This is a genomic window from Candidatus Hakubella thermalkaliphila, assembly GCF_013281975.1.
In the GTDB taxonomy this organism is placed as follows: domain Bacteria; phylum Actinomycetota; class Humimicrobiia; order Hakubellales; family Hakubellaceae; genus Hakubella; species Hakubella thermalkaliphila.
On sequence record NZ_BLRZ01000241.1, the window covers coordinates 1 to 1480 of the forward strand.

1 protein-coding gene and 1 pseudogene are annotated in these 1480 nt (G+C 50.8%); both read left to right on the top strand.

Features of this window, described 5'->3' with window-relative positions:
- The first annotated feature begins 108 nt into the window (after positions 1-108).
- Positions 109-1278, top strand: a complete 1170-nt coding sequence (locus HW443_RS11205) for an LL-diaminopimelate aminotransferase (protein WP_176230908.1) — start codon at positions 109-111, stop codon at positions 1276-1278.
- A gap of 14 nt (positions 1279-1292) precedes the next feature.
- Positions 1293-1480, top strand: a pseudogene (locus HW443_RS11210) (hypothetical protein); the annotation flags it as partial.

The following is a 1480-nucleotide window of genomic DNA, read 5'->3' on the forward strand; positions in this document are numbered from 1 at the left end:
GGAGATCTATCAGGGCATGGTACTGGAGGAGTGGCTCCTTCAGCAGTACGAGGAGGATTAAAGATGGCCGTCAGCCACAGCGACTATAGAAAGGAGCAAATTACCAGCATGCGTCCAGCCAAGAGGATAGAAAATCTCCCTCCCTACATGTTTGCCCGGATAGACCAACTTTTGGAAGAGAAGCAGCAACAGGGAGTGGATATCATTAATCTGGGAATAGGTGACCCGGACCGGCCGACACCAGAGCATATTGTAGAAGCCCTTTGTCAGGCCGCTCACGATCCTGCCAATCAGCGGTATCCTTCTTATTATGGGCTCAAGCGTCTGAGGGATACTATATCCCTATGGTTTGAGAAAAGATTTGGCGTGGCACTCCATCCTGACCGAGAAATACTTCCCACCATTGGATCCAAGGAGGGTCTTGCCCATGTTAGTTGGGCACTTATCAATGAAGGAGACTGGGCTCTGCTGCCCAATCCTGCCTACACTGTCTACAAGACCAGCGTCATACTGGCCGGCGGCAGGCCCTATGATCTACCTCTGCTGGAAGAAAACGACTTCCTGGTGGATTTCGATAGTGTGGATGCCCGCACAGCCAGAAGGGCCAGGCTGCTCTACTTCAATTATCCTAACAACCCCACCTCTGCTGTAGCAGATGGAGCATTCTTCGAGAGAGCTATCCAGTTTGCCAAAGACTATGATCTGGTTCTGTGCCATGACTGTGCCTACTCGGAGATTACCTTTGATGGATATAAAGCTCCCAGCCTGCTTCAGTTTAGAGGGGGGAAGGATGTAGGAATAGAGTTTCATTCCCTCTCCAAGACTTTCAATATGACTGGCTGGCGTATTGGGTTTGCCGTGGGAAATAGCGAGCTTATTGACTCCCTGGCTACCCTGAAGACCAATATTGATTCGGGTGTCTTTAATGCCATCCAACATGCAGCCATAGCGGCCCTGGAGGGCCCTAAGGAGCCTACTGAGCAAACCTGTCTGATTTATCAGAAGCGGAGAGATCTGGTTATCGAAACCATGGAACAAATCGGCCTCAAGGCTCAGAAACCTCGGGGCACCATGTTTGTGTGGGCCAGAGTTCCCCCTGGGTTCACCTCGGAATCGTTCTCTCAGAAGCTGGTGAGGGAAGCCAATGTGTTCGTTACGCCAGGGAGCGCCTTTGGAAGCTTTGGGGAGGGCTTCATCAGAATTTCTCTGACCATCTCCGATGAGAGGCTGAAGGAAGCCATGGAGAGAATCAGGCTGTGTCTTTCTGCGGGGAAATAGAGTACAATGTATTTATGAGTGAGCCATCCTCCTCTAAATTAAATGAGGTCTCTCCAGATGCTCTGGAGAGGGCCATTCTGGTAAGCATCAAAACCCCCTCCCAGACTCAGGCAGAGGTAGAAGAATCGATAGAAGAGCTAGCCCGGCTCTCCTCCACCGCCGGCGCTATGGTAGTGGATAAAATTATACAGCCTAAATCTTC